Here is a 20,095-nt window from a genome sequence, read left to right as displayed (position 1 = left end):
TCAATCCGCGAAGGCAACACCTTCGGCCCCGTCCGCGACGGAAGGCGTCGCTTGGCGACGTAGCGCTGCCAGGCCGTACCGGGCCTCCAGGTCGACGCCGTCGCCGTAGTGGTGCTCCGCGAGGAGCGGCAGGATCTCGTACCGCCACACGTCCGCCAGACCGTCCGCATCGAGGTCGCGCATCAGGAACGACGGACCCACCTTGGCATCGTGGTCGGCGATGGCCACGTTGAGTCGCGTCAGCAGCTCTGCGCGGTCATCCTGGAGGCCCTTGGTCGCCGCCCAGCCGGCCAGCACGTCGCGGACGGGGTTGCGCTCCGGGTGCAGCTCGATGAACGCGAAGCGGCGCCGCATGGCGGCGTCGAGCATCGCGATCGAGCGGTCGGCGGTGTTCATCGTGCCGATGACGAAGATGTTGCTCGGCAGGGTGAACGGCTCGTCGCTGTAGAGCAGCGAGATCTCGCTGTCGCGGTACTCGAGGAGGAAGTACAGCTCGCCGAACACCTTCGCGATGTTGCCCCGGTTGATCTCGTCGATCACCAGGAAGTAGTTCGCCTCGGGGTTGGCGGCGGCGCTGTCGGCGAGGCGCCGGAGTGGCCCCTTCCGCAGGCTGAAGGCGAGGTTCCCGCTGTCGTCGTTGGCGACCGGGCGGAAGCCCTCGAAGAAGTCCTCGTACGAGTACGTCGGGTGGAACTGCACAATCGTCGTCTCGCCGTCGGTGCCGTCCGTCACGTGCTTCGATAGCGCCTGCGCGAGGAACGTCTTGCCGGTGCCGGGAGGGCCTTAGAGGATGACCTGCTTGCGGCGCTCGATGAGGTTGAGGGTGTCCTGGAGCCAGCGTTTGGGCATGTGCATGGCGGAGGCAAGATCGCCATCCGCCGGCGTGAACGAGGTTCGCGCTTCCTTCAGAGAAGGGTCGATCGGCTGTGGCTCCTGCACGTCGCGGTCCAGCACGTGGACAGGATCGGGCTCGCCTGACCACCTCGATCTCAACGGCTCACGGTAGAACACCGCCGGCCCGTTGTCCTTCGTTTGGAGAGCCAGCGTGATTTCGAGGAACTCGCGATCGGGGTCGTCGGTCACCTCGATGGCGTCGACGTCACCGGCGACCTCACCACGGAACGCCGATCTGATCCGCTCGCGATCGACCGCGGAGATGACCTCACCGAAGGAGTCCGGGTGCACCAGGTACATGAGCTCGTTGCGCAGTGTGGGGAACGATGTGCCCGGGACTGCGGCAACGAAGTCGCGCCACGCCCAGGGATCGTCGAGGAGCGCTTCTCGTTCGTCATCCGTGAGCGAGACCCACTGGTCGACGAGCCGCACCACGATCGAGAGCGCATTGAATACCCCCTGCGCCATCCCCTGGCCCGGATTGAACGACCACGAGCGGAAGGCCTGGTCGACCTCAGCCGGGATCACGACTCGCTCGTGCATCAGGCTCAGCAGCGCCTCGACACGTTCCCGCTTCTTCCGCTCCCCCGGGGTCTGCAAAGGCAAAAGTTGCCAAGCAACCAATTCGGCCATGAGCAGGCGTGCATCATCGCTCGCGTCCGCGAACTGTTCACGGAGCTTGTCGAGGAAGCTCTCTCCCGCCACGTCCGCCCGGTCGACGAAGCAACGGATCAGCTCCGTCGTGACGTCCGTGCGCCAGACGGAGCGATGCTCGGCGAATACCGAGCCCAGCTGGCGAAGACCGCGTTCTCGGAACCGCCCGGACGCCTCTCGGACGCGCTCCGCCCCGACGTCCGGCGGCAGGATCGCGACACCCAGTCGAGCTGCGCGGTCAGCCATCAGCGTCTTGGTGACCTCACGCGCGGAGCGGGTGGCTTCTCTTCGGAACTCCGCGGGATCAGGGGCTTCCTCGACGACGCGACGGCCTTCGTCAGTGATCGTCCACAGACCATCACCCGACTTCTGCAGGAAGCCCGCGCGGCCGAGCATCGATGTGCCGAACCAGAACGCGTTCCGTCCGCGCGGCTCGGGCCTCGACGACACGAACGTCGCCTCGCTGGCACTCATAGGAAGGTCGGCGACGATCGCATCCCACACCTCGCGCCGGCGCACTGGCCCCGGATGGTCGACGAGGAAGCGAAGCGCCGCTACCAGCCGCTCGTCCTGCAGTCGCTGATCCGACACGGACACCTCCTGATCTGGGGACCATCGGGAGGGGTCCTCACCTTCCAAATGCTATGGGACCACTGAGGTTGTTGCTCTGCGAGGAAGCAGGCCGCTCCCCCACAAGTGCGCCATCCCGCAACTCCCGCCGAAGATGAGTCAACTGGCCCGTGAGCCGCTCGATCCGTGATGGCGCGGCGCTAGATTGATGTGGAAGCGCAAAGACTCCTCGCACGAGGTGCCGCGACAGATGGAGGGTCGACGCACGATGACCGAAACGCAGGGCGAACAACTCGACGATGACCCGTCGATCGACGACAGCCCGTTCTTCGAGGCCAATGCGAAAGCGAAGGTGAAGTACGGGCGCTTCAACCTTGCGGTGGTCGGTGGCACGGGTGTCGGCAAGTCCTCACTGGTCAACGCGGTCTTCGGCCGGGACCTCGCGAAGGTCGGCAAAGGCCTTCCCGTCACTGAGGGTGTCCACTACTACTCCGACGACACTCTCGGGATCTGGGACTTCGAGGGGTTCGAGATCGGTTCGACGGCGTCACCCGCTGCTTTGCTGCGGCAGCACCTTCGCATTGTCGCGCAGAGGCCAAACGAAGAACAGATCGCTGTCGTCTGGTTCTGCGTGAACTCCACCTCAGATCGACTGACACGCGCCGACATCGACATGATCCGAGAGCTGGATGGCGCCGGCTTGCCCGTGATGCTCGTCCTCACCAAAGTGGACTGGGACCGGACCATCGCGGGATCCTTCAAACCGCCACACGGCGTACAGGCTTTCAAGGACTGGCTGGATGAGCCGGTCGATTCGGACGGGAGGCCAGTCGACATCCCCCTGCAGGGCGTCGTTCTGACGTCAACCCAAACAAAGAACGGGAAAGGGCCGGGTCACGGACTCGGTGATCTCCTCACGCAGACCCTCGAACTGTCGCCAGACGATGCGAAGGATGCATTTCGCGTCGCTCAACGACTCAACCTTCCCTGGAAGCGCCAGATGGCTCGCTCTGTCATCGCGGCGGCTTCAACAGGCGCTGCAGCTGCGGCTGCGGTTCCGATCCCGGTAGCTGACGCAGTTACCTTGGCGCCGATTCAGCTCGCCATGATGGGACGAGTTTCCGCGATCTACGATCTCGACTTCAAGACGATGATGTCCGTCTCAGCGGCAGCACAGATGAGCGCTCAGCTCGCTGGTCGTGCTCTCGCACGCAGTTTCATCAAGTTGATCCCGGGCGTCGGGAGTGTCGTCAACGCGTCAGTGGCCGCTGCGCTCACTCTCGCGGCTGGTGAGGGATGGCTTCGCCTTTGCGAGCAGGTCCACACCGGCAAGGTAGACCTCTCGAAGATCGATGACGCGTGGCGCGATTACAGTCCCACCGTGATCAGCGTCATCAGACACTTGGTGACGCAGCAAGGGGGACGCCCCAAGAAGGGGTAGGTCATCAGGCTTAAGAGCTGGACTCACCATTCCAGGGCCGGAGCTCGATAGCGCCGTCTGCCGTCCGCTCAAACAGGCGACCGTAGTTGCTGACACGGGCGCTTACCTGGGACGCTTCGAGCGGGTGCCCGTCTGCTCGTGAGTAGGGCTCCGCAGCATTAATTGCCTGGGCGATCGCGCTACTACTCATTGGAGCGCCTCGCTGTTGCAGCACTTCCCGGATTGCATCGTGAAGGTACATCTTCTCTTTCCTCGGGTGCACGCCTTGTCGAACTTTCACCACGCCGGCACCTCACCACGTCAACACGAACCGCCCCGCGACCCACCTGCCTCGAGCCGCTCATGCGCCCCTTCAGTATCGAACCGTCACGACGACCGCGGCAAGGAGCACCGCGCCCGAACGCATCATCAGCGTCACTCGTCGTAGTCGTCGAGCGAACCTTCGGCGCAGGCGGACGTCACCTGGACCACGAGGGACGTCGCACTGATCTGGTACGCGGCCCGAGGACCGCTGTCCCGGTCGGCTGTGGCCGAGTACAGCCGGTTGCCGTCGCTGCCGAAGTCCGTCTCGGACGGTGAGACCGAAAGCCCCTTGGACTTCCAGAACGACGCCAATGCTCGTGCGTTGACCTTCGCGTCGTTGTCGCTCTTGACGATGGCGGTGTGCTGGAAGCGGACGCCGCCGTCGCACCGCTCCGCGACGGGGTCCGGCGTCTCGGGCCACTGCACGTCAACGATCTGCTCGCTCTCACGGAGAAACTGGACTGCGTGGTTCTGAGCGTCCTTTGCGGTCTGCATCGACTGGGTCCCTCCTGCACAGGCCGTCAGGCCGACGATGATGAGGCTCGCCGTCGTAACGACGAGCACGTTGCGCTGCTGCCTGCTCACGGCGTCGTTGCCTTCGCCACGCTTGCGAGCGTCGGGGTACCGAGGTCGAGGTACCCGCGATCGTTCGTCCCCGGCCCTGCCAGCAAGCCGTGGATGTTCACGCCGTGCTTGCCGGACGCAGCGATCCGTCTTGCTCCGTCGAACCCGTCGGCCGGGTCGAGCCGCTTGCTGTACTTGCGACCGATGAAGGCGACGTCACCCTTCTCGGCGGCCTGCGCGGCGTACATGTGCTCCGCGTGGGTCGCTGCGGCGTTCGGGATGTCCCGCGGGATCCCCGCCGACCCGAGGGTGGTGAACGAGTGCACTCCGAGGTCGGGGTTGTCGTGGAGCGCGATGGCGGCCATGGTCGAACCGTACGAGTGCGCGACGACGTCGAGCTGCGCGTCGGGGCGTGTCGCGTGGAAGCCTCGGAGGTCCTCCGCGAGCTTCGGCGCGCCGCGCTCGGCGTACGACTCGCCGAACACGTCGGTGTTGCCGGTCGTCGCGGCGTTCGGCGGCGCTTCGTACCCGAGCCACGACACCACCGCGGTGTTCTCGGCCCCGGCCTGCTGCTGTGTGAAGACCACGTTCCCGGCGGCCCGCAAGTACTGTGTCGTGTCCGCGAGCGACGATCCCATCCCCGGCACGACGAAGCTGACGCCGTCGGCGGTGTCGAGGTCACCGACGGAGAACGCACCCAGTGGTGGTTGGCCGTCGTGGAACGTCACCATCTGCCGCGGCGTCGACTCGTCCAGGGGCAGCATCGTGCGTGCTCCGGCGGCGAAGTTCTCGAGCTGGTCCCGCCGTTCCAGCGCGTCCCCGAGGGCGTGACCAGCTGCTCGTTGCGCGGCGGTCCCGACCGACTTCGCGTACCGGTCCCGTGCGTTCCGCAGCGCGTCCTCCGCCTGCGCGTACGCCCGCTGCGCCGCCAACCGGTTCGCCTGGTCCCGCGCCCAGTACGGCACCCCGCCGAGGTTCCCGACCACCGCCGGCAGCGCCGTGATCAACGCGTCCTGCGCCGCCGAGTGCTGCCCGGCGGTGCCCCGACCACCGAGGCCGTCCCACCAGGCCTGGACGGTTTCGGCCGGCATCCCAGCGAGACGGTCGGCGACCGACCGGCTCTGCGCCGCGAGGACCTCGGGCGGCATGCCGGCGACGGCTGCGAGAAACTCCGCGTTGCTCATCGCACCGAGCGAGCCCGCGTACGAGGGCGCGACACCGAGGACGTCCGAGTCGGACAACCCTGACGCCGCTGCTCGGTCGGCGGCCGCCCGTCGTTCGACGAGCGCGTCCCACTCCCCCTGCAGCCGCGAGGCTGTGGCGGCGAGGTCGTCCGCGTCGGACTGCAGCAGTCGAGCCTGCCGGTCGTCGGCCTCGGTGGCGTCCTTCCCCGACGCGACCGTGTTCGCCGCGGTCAGCGCGACGACGTTCGCGGCGGCGTCCTCCGCGTTCGTGAGCTGCATCGCCCGGATCCGCTCGGCTTCGTCCTGGATCTGCTGTACGGCGTCGGCGTAGGTGTCGAGCACGTCGATCGCGGCGTCGAGACGGCCGATCATGCGCTGGCCGGCGGGCGGCATCGTGCTCACGGTGGCGGCGAAGCGGTCCTTCGCCGCACCGGTCCAGTCGTCCGCGTCGTCGGCGGTACGGGCGACCTTCGTGGTGCCGCGGCGGATGTCGTCCTGGTGGTCAGTCAACGCGGCCGACAGCTTCCCGACGGCGCCGGGGTCTCCGGCGAACGGGTCGGCCGACATCACTGACGTCCAGCTTTCACGGCGAGGTCCTCGTCGGCGTTCCGGACAGACGATTGCGTGTCGTGCGCGTACTGCGCGAGCGTTCGACTGACGTCGGCGAGCCACTCGGTCGAGCGCTGCTGCGCCGTCCGGAACGTCGCGAACGCCTGCGTCACGTCGTCGGCCCCGAATGCGCCCCCGTCCGCAGGTACCTCGGCGTCCTCGAACGTCCTCGTCGCCGTGCCGAGCGCATCGTGCACCCCGTCGAGCGTGCTGTACGAGACCCGAAGATCCGCCATCGTTCCCCCTGTTGCCTTCGTCACACCTCGACCACTGTACTGCAAGATATCAGATCCGAGCGTGCGGCCCGGCCGTCCAGCCACCCCGCCTACGCTCGAACGAATGCCCGCCCCGCACGACCAGCCCGCCGCCAGCAGCGCGCCGCCCACCGCCAGCACCGCGCCGCCCGCCGACAGCACGACAGCCCCCGACGGCTTCATCCGCGTTCGCGGCGCCCGCGAGCACAACCTCCGCGACGTGGACGTCGACATCCCCCGCGACCGCATCGTCGCCTTCACGGGCATCTCCGGCTCGGGCAAGTCGAGCCTCGCGTTCGGGACGGTCTTCGCCGAGGCCCAGCGCCGCTTCCTCGAGTCCGTCGCCCCGTACGCCCGACGGTTGATCGCACAGGGCAGCACACCGCACGTCGACGAGATCACGGGCCTGCCCCCGGCTGTCGCCCTGCAGCAGCGTCGAGGCGCCCCGAGCTCACGGTCGACGGTGGGCACGCTGACGACACTGAGCAACTCGGTCCGGATGCTCTACTCGCGCGCCGGCACCTACCCCGAGGGCGCGACGCAGCTCTACTCGGACTCGTTCTCGCCGAACACCGTCGCGGGAGCGTGCCCACGCTGCCACGGCCTCGGCACCGCGCACGAGGTGACGGAGGCCTCGGCGGTCCACGACCCCGCGCTGTCCATCCGCGAGGGGGCGATCACCGCCTGGCCGGGTGCCTGGCAGGGCAAGAACCTGCGCGACGTGACGGCGGTCCTCGGCTACGACATCGATCGGCCGTGGAAGGACCTGCCGAGGGCTGACCGCGACTGGCTGCTCTTCACCGAGGAGCAGCCGGTCGTCGAGGTGCACCCGAAGCGCGACCGCGTGGCGAAGCCCTACAAGGGCCGCTTCTGGAGCGCCCGGCAGTACACGCTGCACACCCTCGCGGACTCGCAGAGCGAGACGCAGCGGAACAAGGCCCTGCGCTTCGTGGAGTCCGGGCCGTGCCAGCTCTGCGGCGGCTCGGGGCTGACGCGCGCGGCCCTCGCGGTGACGTTCGGTGGATTGAGCATCGCCGAGTTCAACGCGCTCCCGCTGACCGAACTCGTGGAGGTGCTCCGGCCGGCCGCCGAGCTGACCGACCCGACCCCGGCGCAGAGCACGGTGACCTCGGGCGAGCGGTCCGAGGTGGCGCGATCGATCGCACGCGACCTCAGCAGCCGCATCAACGTGCTCATCGACCTCGGACTCGGCTACCTCGGGCTGGACCGGGCGACCCCGACGCTCTCCCCCGGCGAGACGCAGCGCCTCCGCATCGCGACACAGCTCCGCTCAGGGCTCTTCGGCGTGGTCTACGTCCTCGACGAGCCGAGCGCGGGCCTCCACCCGGCGGACACGGAGTCGCTCGCGCGGGTGCTCGACGACCTCCGCGCCGGCGGCAACAGCGTCTTCGTGGTCGAGCACGACATGGACATCGTCCGAGGTGCGGACTGGATCGTCGACGTCGGCCCCGGCGCGGGTTCGGGCGGTGGTCGCGTGCTCTACAGCGGACCACCGGAGGGACTCGCGGAGGTCGAGGAGAGCGTCACCCGCCGCTACCTCCAGCCGTCAGGAGACCGCCCGGTCCGCCACCAGCGCGAGCCGGTCGGCACCCTCGAGATCCGCGACGCGACCCTCCACAACCTCGACCACCTCGACCTCGATCTGCCCCTCGGCGTCATGACCGCCGTCACCGGCGTGTCCGGCTCGGGCAAGTCCTCCCTCGTCGGCGGGGTGCTCCCCGCCGTCGCAGCCCAGCACCCGCTCATCACCCGCGTCGTCGAGGTCGACCAGAATCCGATCGGCCGCACACCGCGCTCGAACCTCGCGACCTACACGGGCATGTTCGACGCCGTCCGCCAGGCGTTCGCGGCCACGTCGGACGCGAAGGAGCGCGGCTGGACCGCCGGGAGGTTCTCCTTCAACGTCGAGGGCGGCCGCTGCGAGGTCTGCCAGGGCGAGGGCTCCGTCTCCGTCGAGCTCCTCTTCCTCCCCGGCAGCTGGGCGCCGTGCCCGGAGTGCCACGGTGCGCGCTACAACGCCGAGACGCTCGAGGTCCGCCGCGAGGGTTCGTCCATCGCCGATGTCCTCGGCATGACCGTGGACGAAGCGGCGGACGCACTCGCCGACCTCCCGGCGGCGGCCCGCGCGCTCACCGCTCTCCGGAGCGTCGGCCTCGGCTACCTCCGGCTCGGCCAGCCCGCGCCGGAACTCTCCGGCGGCGAGGCCCAGCGCATCAAGCTCGCCACGGAACTCCAGCGTGCACGCTCGGGCCACACGCTGTACCTGCTCGACGAGCCGTCGACCGGCCTGCACCCCGCGGACGTCGAACTCCTGACGACGCAGCTGCAGCAGCTCACCGACGCCGGCAACACGGTCGTCGTGGTCGAGCACGTCATGTCGGTGGTCGCACAGGCGGACCACGTCGTCGACATGGGGCCGGCCGGGGGCGGCGACGGCGGCCGCGTCGTCGCGGCCGGCACGCCGGCCCAGGTCGCCGCGTCAGCCGACAGCAGGACAGCACCCTTCCTGCGGTCCGCCATCGGGTCCTGACCACGGGCCGGACGGGAGGCACGGCACCAGTCCGCCCCGCGCCTCCCGTCCGACCGTTCTCACCAACCGCATCCTCCGATCGGAGGATGCCGGTCCACCGGACCGGTCGAACCGCCGGGCTGCACGGCGCGTCAGGCTGGACCCATGTCCGACACCCCAGCCATCGAGGTCAGCCACCTCGAGAAGCAGTACGCCACCGGCAAGCGCGCTGTCGACGACGTGTCCTTCACGATCGCCCGCGGCACGTGCTCGAGACGCTCGGCGTGATCGACCGCAACCGTGCCGTGACCCGCGATGGAGCACGGCCCCCTGCCCTGAGCGCGTGACCGTCCTGGTTCACGATCCCCCGGGATCGTGAACCAGTGACGGTCCCGGCGACCGCACGATCCCGTCCGCACCGCGCAACGGGCCCAGCCCAGCTCCACCAGACGGAAGGCGCGGCGCCTGCCCGCACCGCGCCTCCCGTCCGCAGAACGCGCGCCGGCTGCCATCCAGCGCACGTCCCGGTCACTGCGCCGCGCCGACCCCTCCCGACCGGATGCGGAACACGCGCGCCGTCGGGGTCGTCCCGCCGTGGTCGACGTGCAGCACCCCGGCGGCGGCGTCCCACGAGACTCCCCAGGCCCCGAGTCCGACCGGGAACACGGGCGACACCGACACCGACCCCCGCGCGGACGACGCGAGCGCCGGCAGCGGCACCGACACCGACGACGGCGCTCCCGGCAACGCCCACACCGAGAGGAACAGGTCCCCGTCCGGCACGGCCAGGCCGAGCGCGACCCAGGTGTCCTCCCACGCCGGGAGCCCGAGCGGCCAGACCGGTACCGAGGACCCGATGACGTCGAGCACTGCGCGATGCGCGGCGATCGCCGATCCTACGACCTCCCGCTGCGCGGACGACATCGAACCGAGGTACCCCGACAGGTACATCCGTCCGAGCACCCCGTTCACCAAGGAGAGCTCGAACAGGTCGTCGGACATCGACGGCGCCGGGTACGCCCAGTTGCCCGCCTGCTCGGGCAGCATCGCCGCCGGGGCCGCCACCGCGATCGAGGCGTACAGCACCGGGTCTTGCTGGTCCGACGTCGACTGCATGTGCAAGCGTGACAGCATCGCGAAGTCGGCGCGCATCGCCCCCGAAGCGCAGTTCTCGATGAGCAGCTCCGGGTACCGGGCCTGCACGTCGTCGAGCCAGTCGAGCAGCGCACGCTGGTGCTCGAGCTGTCCGTCGAACGGCCCCGTCATCGTGTTGTCGTCCATCTTGAAGAACGTCACGCCGAGGCTCCCGACGAGCCGGTCCACGACGGCGTCGAGGTGCGCCCGGGCGTCCGGCGAGCGCAGGTCGAGCAGGTGCCGTCCGTGTTCCGCGACCCGCACGCCGCGATGGTGCACGAACGCCGATGCGGGCAACGAGGACGCCAGGGGCGAGTTGACGCCGATCACCTCGGGCTCGAGCCAGAGCCCGGCTTGCATCCCGCGCGACCGGATGTGGTCGATGACGGACCCGAGCCCGTTCGGGAACCGCGACGCCGCGGGCTCCCACGCGCCGACGGTGTCCCACCAGTGCCCCTCGGCGTACCAGCCCGCGTCGATGCAGAACAGGTCCGCTCCGGCGTCGGCGGCAGCGTCGATGAGCGGCAGCAGCTTCTCGGTCGTCGGGTCGCCCATGAGCGTGTTCATGTAGTCGTTGAAGACGAGCGGCATCGCGGCGTCGGCCGGCCGCAGCGCGCGACGTGCTCGACGCTGCCGGGTCAGCACTCCGAAGGCGTCGTCGGTCGACCGGGCGATCCCGACGGACACCGGCACCGAGGTGAACGGCTGCCCGGGAGCGACGACCGCGGTCCACTGGTGCTCCTGGTCGGTCGGTCCGCTGAGCACCAGGTACGCGTGTCGGCGCGTCTCCCCCAGCTCGTACAGCCACGGCCCGTTGTGCTCGACCTGCCACACGAGCGCGTACGCGCCGTCCGCGGACGACGACGAGTGCACCACACCGATCGGCAGCGCCTCGCCGGTCGACCAGGAGCCGCGGTTCTGCACGACGGCGCGGCTGCGCGGCGGGTGGTGCTGGGCTTCACGGTCGATCCGGGCGAGACCGATCGACCGCAGCGGATCGGTGCGCCAGCGGCTCTCGGCGGCCCAATCGTTCTCGGCGTGCGTCAACGCCAGCTCGTCGACGGTCGCGCCGGAGTCGATCAGGAACGCCCCGGTCGCGACGGACGAGACGAAGTCAACGACGTGCTCTCCCTCCGCCGCCGACACCTCGGTCCACGTCTGGAACGCGGGGACGCCCTCCCGCGCCAGGAACACCGACACGACCTGGAGGCGCGTGGCCGTGTCCTCCTGCACGATCCGGAACCACAGGTCGGTGGCCTCCACCGCCGCGCCTGCGTCCACGGGTCCTGATCCGGTCCCACCCGCGGACACGGGGGCGCGGTCGTGGTCGTGCGACACGTACCGGAGCCGGGCGCCGATGGTGGAGTCCACGTGCCGGAACCCGCCGGGGAACCGCCCGTGGCCGATGGTGGTGAGCTCGACGAGGGGCTGCGCGTCCTCCGGGCCGTCGGCGAGCGCAGCACCGGCCGGAACGAACGAGACCAGCGCGACCGGCGCGTCCGGGCCGATCCGGAAGCGGGCGCGGAACCCCGCCGTCTCCCAGTCGACGAAGCTCCTGCTCACCGTGCTCCGACCGGTGCCGGGTCGCTCGACACCCACGCGCCGATGCCGTGGTCGTAGCAGGTGCTGTTGTCGATCGTGGAGCGGTCGAGCGCCGGCCCCGAGGTCACCCGACGGTCGGTGCGCTCCGGGTCGGGAGCGGCGTCGGCGAGCAGCCGGGTGTAGTCGTGCTGCGGGTTGAGGATGACGTCGTCCGAGGGCCCGCGCTCGACGACCCGGCCGCGGTACAGCACGAGGATCTCGTCCGAGAAGTGTCGAGCGGTGGCGAGGTCGTGGGTGATGTAGAGCACGGCGAGCTGGTCCTCGCGCTGCAGCCTGCCCATCAGGTTGAGCACGCTGAGCCGGATCGACACGTCGAGCATCGACACGGGCTCGTCCGCGATGAGCACCTGGGCACCCGGAGCCAGCGCGCGGGCGATCGCGACGCGCTGCCGCTGCCCACCGGAGAGCTCGTGGGGGCGGCGCTGGGCGAAGTCCTCGTCGAGGTTGACGCGGTCGAGGAGTTCACGCACCCGCTCGGCGGTCTGCGCGGCGCCCCGTGTGCGCTGGTGCAGCTGGAGCGGCCGGGCGATGTGGTGCTCGATGGAGTGGAACGGGTTGAGGGACGCGAACGGGTCCTGGAACACCATCTGCACGTGCCGGCGGTACAGGCTGCCGACGACCGGGGTGCCGTCGTCGAGCCGGACGTCGACCGAGCCGCGGGTGGTGCTCTCGAGCTTCGCGAGCATCCGGGCGATGGTGGACTTGCCCGAGCCGGACTCTCCGACGAGGGCGACGGTGCGGCCGGGCAGGAGCTCGAACGACACGTCGTCCACGGCCCGCAGGGTGGTGCGACGCAGTCCCTTCCGCGTGTGGAAGTCCTTGCCGAGGCGGCTGACGGTCACGCTGGTCATCGGACGACCTCCGAGGTGTCGATGTCCGGGCCGCCGATGCCGGCTCCCGTTCGGATGAAGTCCCCACGCGCCCCGGACAGGCTCGGGAACGACTGCAGCAGGCGCTGCGTGTACGGGTGCTGCGGGTCGTGCTGGATCGACGACGCGGCGGCGCACTCGACGACCTCGCCGCGGAGCATGATCGCGATCCGGTCGCTGATCTCGAGCAGCAGCGGCAGGTCGTGCGTGATGAACACGACGGCGAAGCCGAGCTCGTCGCGCAGCCGGACGATCTCGCGCAGGATCTCCCGCTGCACGACGACGTCGAGGGCCGTGGTCGGCTCGTCCATGATCATGACCTGCGGTTCGAGGAGCATCGCCATCGCGATCATCACACGCTGTCGCATGCCACCGGAGAGTTCGTGCGGGTACGCCGTGATGCGTGATGGATCGACGCCGACGCGGCGGAGGGCGTCCTCCGCGATCGCCCGGCGCTCCTTCCGAGGAAGGCCCCGGCGGTGCTCCACGAGCGCGTCGTCGAGCTGCGCCCGGATGGTGGTGACCGGGTTGAGCGCGTTCATCGCCCCCTGGAACACCATCGACAGCTTCGACCACCGGACGGCTCGGAGCTGCTCGTCGCCGAGGCCGAGCAGGTCCACGTCGCTCCCGTCACGGTCGTGGAACGTGATGCTGCCGGACGTGACCTTCGCCGGCGGCTTGTGCAGCCGGGTGATGGCGTAGGCCAGGGTCGTCTTGCCGCAACCCGACTCCCCCGCGAGTCCGAGGATCTCGCCGGGCGCGAGTGTCAGCGAGACGTCCTTGACGGCGTGCACCGGGTTCTCGGTCTCGTAGACGACGTCGAGGTGGTCGATGGTGAGGACGGCGTCCCGGGTCATCGGGTGACCCCCTTCGTGTCGGTGGCGGTGCCGGCGGGGCGAGCCGCGCCTCCAGGGCCGGACGAGCGGCGGGCCGCGCGACGGGCGCGACGTTCGCGACGACGCTGCGCACGCACGTTGGCGAGTCGCGGGTTGATGACCTCGTCGATCGAGAAGTTGACGAGCGACAGGCCCATGCCGAGCAGTGCGATGAGCAGACCCGGCGGCACGAACCACCACCAGGCGCCCTGGGCGAGGGCGAACCCGTTCTGGGCGTAGAAGAGCATGGTGCCGAGCGTCGACGAGTTCGAGGCGCCGAGGCCGAGGAAGGACAGGCCTGCCTCGCCGAGGATCGCGGCGATGACGGCGAACACGAACTGCGATGCGAGCACCGGCAGCAGGTTCGGCAGGATCTCGACCGCGATGACCCGCCACGGTCGTTCCCCGGCGACCCGGGCGGCCGACACGTAGTCGCGGTTCCGGATCGACATCGTCTGTGCGCGGAGGACCCGGGCGGATCCAGCCCACGACGTGATCGCCAGGACGATGGCGATGGTCCAGAGCCCTCGGGCCTCCTGCGGCACCAGCCCGGAGATGACGATGACGAGCGGCAGACCCGGGATCACGAGGAAGACGTTCGAGAAGAGCGAGAACGCCTCGTCCATGATCCCGCCGAGGTAGGCGCCGAGGATGCCGAAGAACGCCGACAGCACGGTCGCGAGGACCCCGACGATCAGGCCGATCTGCAGGCTCCCCCTGGTGGCGAAGGCGAGCTGGGCCAGGACGTCCTGCCCGGTCTGCGTCGTCCCGAGCAGGTTGTCGGCGCTCGGCGGCTGCATGCCGGAGTCACGGATCGCACTCGGGTCACCGACGAGCAGCGGGCCGAGCAGCCCGAACAGCGCGACGCCGACGATGAGCACGATGCCCGTGACGAGCCACGGCGTGAGGGTGGGCAGGAAGCGCCGGAGACCGCCCTTCGGCCGGACGGCTCGGGCCGTCGCGATGCTGCGGGTCGAGCCGCCGTCGGCCTCCTCGACGAGCTCGCCGATGGTGGGTTCGGTGTCCTCTTGGATGTTCGTCATGGTCGTGGCCTCCTAGCTCCGGGCCCGGGTGCGGGGATCGATGAGCCCGTACAGCAGGTCGACGACGAGGTTCGCGCCGAGCACCGCGAGGGTGATGAACAGGAAGATGCCCTGCATGAGCGCGTAGTCGTTGTTCGTCACCGCGGACAGGAGCTTCGACCCGATGCCCGGGTAGGAGAACACCTGCTCGGTGACGACCGACCCGGACACGATGAACCCGAGGGAGATCGCGAACCCGGCGACCGACGGCAGCACGGCGTTGCGGGCGGCGTAGTTGCGCAGGACCTTGCCGTGCGACAGGCCCTTCGCGAGCGCCGTGGTGATGTAGTCCTCGGACAGCGTGGACACCATCATGTTCCGCATGCCGAGCAGCCAGCCGCCGAGCGAGGCGAGCACGATCGTCGCCGCCGGGAGCACGCCGTACTTGAGCGCCGACATGATGAACTCGCCGTTGAAACCCGGCGTGAGCACCACGTCGTAGCCGCCCTGGGCCGGGAAGAGGTGCAGGCCCGTGGCGAAGAAGTACACCAGGATGAGCGCGAGCCAGAAGTACGGCACCGCCGCGAGCAGGGTGGTGGCCGGCACGAACGAGTCGAGCCAGGTGCCTGGTCGCCAGCCGACGAAGGCGCCGAGGGCGACCCCGATGACGGCGGCGAGCACGGTGGCGATGCCGACGAGGGCGATCGTCCACGGCAGGGAGCTCCCGATGACCTCGGTCACGGGTGCCGGGAAGTAGCTGACCGACACCCCGAGGTCACCGCGGAACACGTTGCCCAGGTACGCGAAGTACTGGATGATGATCGGTTCCGAGGTGTTGCCACCGAGGAGCAGCTCGTACGCCTGCCGGGTCGCCGGGGTCACCTGCCCGCCGCGCTGCTGGAGCTTGGCGAGCAGGATGTCCACCGGGTTGCCGGGCAGGAGCCTGGGGATGATGAAGTTCAGCGTCAGCGCCGCCCACAGGGCCACGATGTAGAAGCCGATCTTGCGCAGGAAGTAGTGCATACGAGTGCTCCTCGGTCGCCGTCCTCGTCTCAGCCCTTGGCTGGCTTGAGCGCCTTGAAGATCTCGGCGTTGTCCGGGCTCGCCCAGACCGCCGGGAAGGCGTAGAGGTCGTCCTTCGTCGGCCAGCCCGTGAACTTCGCGGCGTGGAACTCACTCGTCGTGCCGCCGGTCATGATCGGGATGTACGGCATGTCCTCGACGACGTGCTGCTGGATCGTGTCGAGTTCGGGCTGGGTCGCCGCGGTGTCGTCCGGGTTGATCGTCGCGAGCTTCGTGAGCGCGGCGTCGACCTCGGGGTTGCTGTAGCGGGCGATGTTCATCGGGGCCGCTTCGCCGACCTTCGCGGTGTTCGCGGTCGAGTAGTAGTTGTTGTAGAGGTAGTACGGGTTCGCCGTCGGACCCTGGCCGAGCGAGTCGATCGCCAGCTGGTACGTGCCCTTGGTCTTCTTGTCGGTCCACTCGTTCCACGACGACTGCTGTGCCTTGAGCTCGATGCCCGCGGCCTTGAGCTGCTGCGTCATGGTGTCGATCGCGGTGATGTAGTCGGTCCACCCGGTGACGACCTCGACCGTGAGGGACAGCTTCTTGCCGTCCTTCGCGTAGATCCCGTCGGCACCCTTGGCGTAGCCGGCCTCCTCGAGCGTGGCGTCGGCGGCGTCGGTGTCGGCCCCGGACGGCATCACGGCCGGCGAGACGTCCTTCGAGATCATGTCCTTCTGGGTCGTCGTCAGCGCGAACGTCGGAGAGATCTCGCTCGCGGTGTTCGAGAACGCCAACGAGTTCAGCTGCTTGCGGTTGATCGCGTCGGCGATCGCGTGCCGGACGGCCGGGTCGGTCTGCGGGCCGGAGCAGCCGAGCGCGGTCGACGAGCAGGTCAGCAGGGCCATCTGGTTCTGGCCGATCGTGATGCCGTCGTAGCCCTGGTAGTTGCCGGGGATGTCGTCCATGTTCGGGACGGGTCCGGTCTGCCAGTCGATCGACCCCTGCGAGAGCGCGTCGGCGCCGGCGGTGTTGCCGGAGAGGGACAGGTAGCGGATCGTCTTCACGGCGGGGGCACCGCCCCAGTAGTCCTTGTTCGCCTCGAGGGTGAACGCCTGCGCCTTGAAGGTGCCGAGCGTGTACGGCCCCGTGCCGACGGGCTTCCGCACGACGTCGGTGGTCGGGTCCATGTCCTTCCAGAGGTGCTCCGGGACGATCCAGGTCTTGCCGAGCAGGTTCGGGCCGAGCACGAACGACGGCTTGGCGAAGGTGATGACGACCTTCGAGTCGCCCTCGGCCTTCGCGGTTCCGTCGTAGCCGATCGAGTTGAGTGCCTTGTTCTTCTTGAGCATGTCGAGCGTGAAGACGACGTCCTTCGACGAGAAGGGTTCGCCGTCGCTCCACTTCGCGCCGTCGCGGAGCGTGATGGTCAGTTGCGTGCCGTCGCCGTTCCACTCGTAGCTCTTGCCGAGCAGCGGCTTGGGGTCCTCCGTGTTCACGTTGGTGATGAAGAAGAGGCTCTCGTAGATCGTCCCGACGCCGCCGATGTTCGACGGGGACCACGGGTTGTAGTTGATCTGGTAGTCGCCGGACTGACCGGTGTACGCGATCAGGGTCGACGCGGAGTCCGACGACGCCGCGGTGCCGCTGGAGCTGCAGCCGGTGAGGGCGAGTCCGGCGGTGGTGAGGATGGCCGCGGCCGCGATGGCGAGCCGTCGGGAACGGGTGTGTGGTGACATCGTTGTCCTCTCGGTCTGCTCCGTCGCAGGCCTGGTCGTTGACGGTGATTGTTACACGGCTAAACTAACCCGGTCAAGAGCTTGCACGACGACGTGAGGAGGCGCGATGGAGCGCACGACACTGGACGGCCACTGGACCCTCGAAGCGGTGGCGGGTCCGCCGGAGGCCGACGGGCACCGCGATCCGCTCCCGGCGGTGGTGCCCGGGTGCGTCCACACCGACCTGCTCCGGGCCGGCCGGATCCCCGACCCGTTCGACGGCGACGGAGAGGCGGCGACGCAGTGGATCGGCGACACGGTGTGGCGGTACCGCCGCACCTTCGAGTGGCCGGGCGCCGAGGCCGGCACCGACACCGACACCGATGCGGCGAGCGCGACGAGCACACGCCGTCACGACCTCGTCGCCGACGGCCTCGACACCCTCGCGACCGTCACCCTGAACGGCATCGTCGCCGGGACGGCCGCCAACCAGCACCGGTCCTACCGGTTCCCCGTCGGGCACCTGCTCCGGCCGGGCACGAACGAGCTCGTGATCACCTTCGACGCGCCCGTCCCCGCGGCCGTCCGGCTGTCGGAGCTGCACGGCGGGGAACTCCCGCACGTCAACCACCACCCGTACAACGCGCTCCGCAAGAACGCGTCGAACTTCGGGTGGGACTGGGGTGTCGACGTCGCGACGAGCGGCATCTGGAAGTCGATCGGCATCGAGTCCTGGAGCGGCGTCCGCATCGCCGCGGTCCGCCCCCTCGTCGACGTCGACGGTTCCACGGGTGTCCTGACGACGCACGTCGAGGTCGAGCACGCGGGCGTCACCGGCGCGTTCACCCAGCACATCGGATCAGCTCCGGTCGCGGGGACGGTCGGTTCAGCGGGCCTGGAGGCGCGGGTGACCCTGGCCCCGCACGTCGCCCCGAGCGGTCCTCCCGCCCAGAACGCGTCCCCCACCGGCACCGCGGCGGACGGGACGGGCGTCGGGGCCGGCACCGCGCCTCCCGTCCGCTCGTCCACCACGGACCCGACTGACCCGACGACCGTCACCGGCGCGCGCCCCGTCATCGACGACACCGCCGTCGTCCGCCTCGAGGTTCCGGAGGTCGCCGTCTGGTGGCCCCGCGGCCACGGCGAGCAGCCCCTGTACGACGTCCGCGTCGAGGTCGGCGACGACGTCTGGACCGGCCGCGTGGGGTTCCGGACCGTCGCCCTCGAGACCGCGGCCGATGCCGGTGGTGCGCCGTTCCTCTTGAAGGTCAACGACCAGCCCGTCATCGTGCGCGGCGCGAACTGGATCCCCGACCACGCGTACCTGACCGAGATGACGCCGGAGCGGTACGCCGAGCGGATCGACGACGCCGTCGAGGCGAACGTCAACCTGCTCCGGATCTGGGGCGGCGGGATCTACGAGTCCGACGACCTGTACGACCGGTGCGACGAGCTCGGCGTGCTGGTGTGGCAGGACTTCCTGTTCGCGTGCGCCGCCTACGCCGAGGAGCCGTGGCTCGCGTCCGAGGTCGAGCCCGAGGTCCGCGAGGCCGTCACCCGCCTCAGCCCGCACCCGTCGCTCGTGGTGTGGAACGGCAACAACGAGAACCTCGTCGCCTACGCCGAGTGGGGGTGGCGGCCCTCGCTCGTCGGGCGCACGTGGGGCAACGGCTACTACCGTTCGCTGCTGCCCTCGATCGTCGCGGAGCTCGACCCGACCCGTCCCTACACGCCGGGCAGTCCGTTCTCGTTCGACGAGTACCTGCAGCCGAACGACGAGCGCAACGGCAGCGTGCACATCTGGGACGTCTGGAACGCGAAGGACTACACCGCCTACGCGGACTGGACGCCCCGGTTCGTCGCCGAGTTCGGCTTCCAGGGCCCGCCTGCGTGGTCGACCCTGACCGCGGTGGTGCACGACGAGCCGCTCGACCCGGACGGGCACGAGATGCTCGTCCACCAGAAGGCCCACGAGGGCAACCGGAAGCTCGCCGACGGGATGCGGGGACACCTGCCCGCGCCGACCTCGATCGAGGACTGGCACTGGGCGGCGCAGCTCAACCAGGCGCACGCGATCAGGTTCGGCATGGAGTGGTTCCGCTCGAACACGCCGGACAACACCGGCATGGTGGTCTGGCAGCTGAACGACGACTGGCCCGTGGTGTCGTGGGCGCTCGTCGACCACGCAGGGCACCGGAAACCGGTCTGGTACGCGGTGCGCGAGGCGTACCGGCCGGTCCTCGCGACCGTGCAGCCGACGCCCGTGCCGACGCCGCACCCGTGGGCTCCGGCCGCCGAGGTCGCCGCGGCTGCCGCTGCACGGGCCGCGGCCGGGCTCGACGTCGTGGTCGTGAACGCGAGCGGGTCGGCCGTCACCGATGAGGTCGTGGTCGAGCGCCGCTCGTTCGACGGCACCGTGCTCGCGAGCGTGGCGGCTTCGGTCACCGTGGCTCCGGCCGATGCGGCCCGGATCACGCTCCCCGCCGAGGTCGCCCGCCCGCACGATGCCGCGGTCGAGGTGCTCGTGGTCACCGGGTCGGCGTCGGGGCACCGCGTGCACGACTTCGCCGAGGTCGTCGACCAGCGGCTGGAGCGTCGGCCCTTCACGGCGACGGCGACGGCGACTGCTGACGGCGCCAGGGTCGAGGTGACGGCCACGGCGTACGTCCGGGACCTCGCGCTCTTCCCGGACCGGGAGGATGCCCGGGCCCGGGTCGACCAGGGGCTGGTGTCGCTGCTGCCGGGCGAGGTGACGGTGTTCGAGGTCACCCGGGCGGCGGGCATCGACCCCGCGGCGCTGACCGGGCCGTTCGTGCTGCGGCACGCGGGCGACCTGCTGCACTGAGACGACGGCACCCGACACCCGCGCT

Annotated in this window: 14 protein-coding genes and 1 pseudogene; 4 read left to right on the top strand and 11 right to left on the bottom strand. The window is 69.6% G+C overall.

Annotation, left to right across the window (positions count from 1 at the left end):
• A pseudogene (locus ACRQ4C_RS06670) lies at positions 1–771 on the bottom strand (McrB family protein); the annotation flags it as partial.
• Positions 772–783: 12 nt separating this feature from the next.
• Positions 784–2,139: a winged helix-turn-helix domain-containing protein gene (locus ACRQ4C_RS06665; protein ID WP_439690570.1), complete on the bottom strand. Its 1,356-nt coding sequence runs from the start codon at positions 2,137–2,139 to the stop codon at positions 784–786.
• Between the two features lie 247 nt (positions 2,140–2,386).
• Here ACRQ4C_RS06665 and ACRQ4C_RS06660 point away from each other — a divergent pair, with 247 nt between their 5' ends.
• Positions 2,387–3,559 carry a GTPase family protein gene (locus tag ACRQ4C_RS06660; RefSeq protein ID WP_439690569.1) on the top strand — a complete coding sequence of 391 codons (1,173 nt, stop codon included), beginning with the start codon at positions 2,387–2,389 and terminating at the stop codon, positions 3,557–3,559.
• Between the two features lie 414 nt (positions 3,560–3,973).
• Here ACRQ4C_RS06660 and ACRQ4C_RS06655 read toward each other — a convergent pair whose 3' ends face one another.
• The 3 genes from ACRQ4C_RS06655 to ACRQ4C_RS06645 are packed head-to-tail and all read right to left on the bottom strand — an operon-like array spanning position 3,974 to position 6,479.
• On the bottom strand, positions 3,974–4,447 hold the full coding sequence (locus ACRQ4C_RS06655) for a hypothetical protein (RefSeq protein ID WP_439690568.1): 474 nt from the start codon (positions 4,445–4,447) through the stop codon (positions 3,974–3,976).
• Complete coding sequence (locus tag ACRQ4C_RS06650) at positions 4,444–6,177, bottom strand: alpha/beta hydrolase (RefSeq protein WP_439690567.1); 1,734 nt, start codon at positions 6,175–6,177, stop codon at positions 4,444–4,446. Before ACRQ4C_RS06650 ends, ACRQ4C_RS06655 begins: the two co-directional genes overlap by 4 nt.
• Positions 6,177–6,479 (bottom strand): hypothetical protein, encoded by a 303-nt coding sequence (locus tag ACRQ4C_RS06645; protein ID WP_439690566.1) that lies wholly within the window; start codon positions 6,477–6,479, stop codon positions 6,177–6,179. Before ACRQ4C_RS06645 ends, ACRQ4C_RS06650 begins: the two co-directional genes overlap by 1 nt.
• Before the next feature lie 79 nt (positions 6,480–6,558).
• Here ACRQ4C_RS06645 and ACRQ4C_RS06640 point away from each other — a divergent pair, with 79 nt between their 5' ends.
• On the top strand, positions 6,559–9,024 hold the full coding sequence (locus ACRQ4C_RS06640; protein WP_439690565.1) for an ATP-binding cassette domain-containing protein: 2,466 nt from the start codon (positions 6,559–6,561) through the stop codon (positions 9,022–9,024).
• A 144-nt stretch (positions 9,025–9,168) separates the two neighbouring features.
• The gene (locus ACRQ4C_RS06635; RefSeq protein WP_439690564.1) at positions 9,169–9,291 is read left to right on the top strand and encodes a hypothetical protein; all 123 of its coding nucleotides are present in this window, start codon (positions 9,169–9,171) and stop codon (positions 9,289–9,291) included.
• A 240-nt stretch (positions 9,292–9,531) separates the two neighbouring features.
• Here the strand turns inward: ACRQ4C_RS06635 and ACRQ4C_RS06630 are convergent, their stop codons facing one another.
• Genes ACRQ4C_RS06630 through ACRQ4C_RS06605 form a run of 6 tightly spaced genes read right to left on the bottom strand, consistent with a single transcriptional unit; the run spans position 9,532 to position 17,246 of the window.
• A complete protein-coding gene (locus tag ACRQ4C_RS06630; protein ID WP_439690563.1) occupies positions 9,532–11,700 on the bottom strand; it encodes a glycoside hydrolase family 36 protein in 2,169 nt (722 codons plus the stop codon).
• On the bottom strand, positions 11,697–12,590 hold the full coding sequence (locus tag ACRQ4C_RS06625; protein ID WP_439690562.1) for an ABC transporter ATP-binding protein: 894 nt from the start codon (positions 12,588–12,590) through the stop codon (positions 11,697–11,699). The genes ACRQ4C_RS06630 and ACRQ4C_RS06625 overlap by 4 nt, the downstream gene beginning before the upstream one ends.
• Positions 12,587–13,465, bottom strand: a complete 879-nt coding sequence (locus ACRQ4C_RS06620; protein ID WP_439690561.1) for an ABC transporter ATP-binding protein — start codon at positions 13,463–13,465, stop codon at positions 12,587–12,589. Before ACRQ4C_RS06620 ends, ACRQ4C_RS06625 begins: the two co-directional genes overlap by 4 nt.
• Positions 13,462–14,526: an ABC transporter permease gene (locus tag ACRQ4C_RS06615; RefSeq protein ID WP_439690560.1), complete on the bottom strand. Its 1,065-nt coding sequence runs from the start codon at positions 14,524–14,526 to the stop codon at positions 13,462–13,464. The genes ACRQ4C_RS06620 and ACRQ4C_RS06615 overlap by 4 nt, the downstream gene beginning before the upstream one ends.
• A 12-nt stretch (positions 14,527–14,538) precedes the next feature.
• Positions 14,539–15,528: an ABC transporter permease gene (locus ACRQ4C_RS06610; RefSeq protein WP_439690559.1), complete on the bottom strand. Its 990-nt coding sequence runs from the start codon at positions 15,526–15,528 to the stop codon at positions 14,539–14,541.
• A 29-nt stretch (positions 15,529–15,557) separates the two neighbouring features.
• Positions 15,558–17,246 (bottom strand): ABC transporter substrate-binding protein, encoded by a 1,689-nt coding sequence (locus ACRQ4C_RS06605; RefSeq protein WP_439690558.1) that lies wholly within the window; start codon positions 17,244–17,246, stop codon positions 15,558–15,560.
• Between the two features lie 106 nt (positions 17,247–17,352).
• Here ACRQ4C_RS06605 and ACRQ4C_RS06600 point away from each other — a divergent pair, with 106 nt between their 5' ends.
• Entirely contained in the window at positions 17,353–20,070 is a 2,718-nt protein-coding gene (locus tag ACRQ4C_RS06600) for a glycoside hydrolase family 2 protein (RefSeq protein WP_439690557.1), read from the top strand.
• Positions 20,071–20,095: the final 25 nt, after the last annotated feature.

Source organism: Curtobacterium sp. SP.BCp, assembly GCF_051903255.1.
GTDB lineage: Bacteria > Actinomycetota > Actinomycetes > Actinomycetales > Microbacteriaceae > Curtobacterium.
The sequence above is the reverse complement of the archived record's forward strand: the minus strand, read 5'-3'. Positions and strand labels throughout refer to the sequence as shown.

Excerpts from the sequence above, each read along its gene's own strand:
- ACRQ4C_RS06625 (WP_439690562.1), bottom strand. The coding sequence starts at position 12,590 with ATGACCAGCGTGACCGTCAGCCGCCTCGGCAAGGACTTCCACACGCGG.
- ACRQ4C_RS06640 (WP_439690565.1), top strand. The coding sequence starts at position 6,559 with ATGCCCGCCCCGCACGACCAGCCCGCCGCCAGCAGCGCGCCGCCCACC.
- ACRQ4C_RS06620 (WP_439690561.1), bottom strand. The coding sequence starts at position 13,465 with ATGACCCGGGACGCCGTCCTCACCATCGACCACCTCGACGTCGTCTAC.
- ACRQ4C_RS06615 (WP_439690560.1), bottom strand. The coding sequence starts at position 14,526 with ATGACGAACATCCAAGAGGACACCGAACCCACCATCGGCGAGCTCGTC.
- ACRQ4C_RS06600 (WP_439690557.1), top strand. The coding sequence starts at position 17,353 with ATGGAGCGCACGACACTGGACGGCCACTGGACCCTCGAAGCGGTGGCG.
- ACRQ4C_RS06650 (WP_439690567.1), bottom strand. The coding sequence starts at position 6,177 with ATGTCGGCCGACCCGTTCGCCGGAGACCCCGGCGCCGTCGGGAAGCTG.
- ACRQ4C_RS06610 (WP_439690559.1), bottom strand. The coding sequence starts at position 15,528 with ATGCACTACTTCCTGCGCAAGATCGGCTTCTACATCGTGGCCCTGTGG.
- ACRQ4C_RS06605 (WP_439690558.1), bottom strand. The coding sequence starts at position 17,246 with ATGTCACCACACACCCGTTCCCGACGGCTCGCCATCGCGGCCGCGGCC.
- ACRQ4C_RS06635 (WP_439690564.1), top strand. The coding sequence starts at position 9,169 with ATGTCCGACACCCCAGCCATCGAGGTCAGCCACCTCGAGAAGCAGTAC.
- ACRQ4C_RS06660 (WP_439690569.1), top strand. The coding sequence starts at position 2,387 with ATGACCGAAACGCAGGGCGAACAACTCGACGATGACCCGTCGATCGAC.